General features: G+C 24.8%; 1 protein-coding gene. It reads left to right on the top strand.

Annotated features, from left to right (window positions below; all coding sequences use genetic code 11):
- Nucleotides 1–115: 115 nt before the first annotated feature.
- Nucleotides 116–343 carry a YHS domain-containing protein gene (locus QWI17_RS00215; RefSeq protein WP_038334051.1) on the top strand — a complete coding sequence of 76 codons (228 nt, stop codon included), beginning with the start codon at nt 116–118 and terminating at the stop codon, nt 341–343.
- Nucleotides 344–375: the final 32 nt, after the last annotated feature.

The raw sequence follows: 375 nt of genomic DNA, 5'->3' as shown, positions 1-375 counted from the left end.
GTATAGAATATTTTCAACCTATACTTTCTGATTTAAATTCAGGAGAAATCGAAGTAAAAAACAGAATAGGTTTCTTTTTTAATTACAATTTATTTCAATCTAAAAATCAATAACAATGAAAAAAATATTAACATTAACATTCTTCATCATCTCTTTTTCAATTTTTGCTCAACAAAAACTAAAAGTAAAAGTTGTAAACGAGAAAGATCCTATTTGTGGAATGAATACCGCACAATTCTTAACAGATACCGCAATTTATCAAAAGAAAATTTATGGTTTTTGTAGTAAAAGCTGTAAAGTTGAATTCAAAAAAAATCCAAAAAAATACGTGAAGAAAAAGTAAGAATAAGGAAATAATTTGACAGTAGTTGCACT

This window comes from Gilvimarinus gilvus (genome assembly GCF_030518155.1).
Classification (GTDB): Bacteria; Pseudomonadota; Gammaproteobacteria; order Pseudomonadales; family Cellvibrionaceae; genus Gilvimarinus; species Gilvimarinus gilvus.
The sequence above is the reverse complement of the archived record's forward strand: the minus strand, read 5'-3'. Positions and strand labels throughout refer to the sequence as shown.

What these genes read in the sequence shown, in the direction of transcription:
- QWI17_RS00215 (WP_038334051.1), top strand. Translation starts at nt 116, where the DNA reads ATGAAAAAAATATTAACATTAACATTCTTCATCATCTCTTTTTCAATT.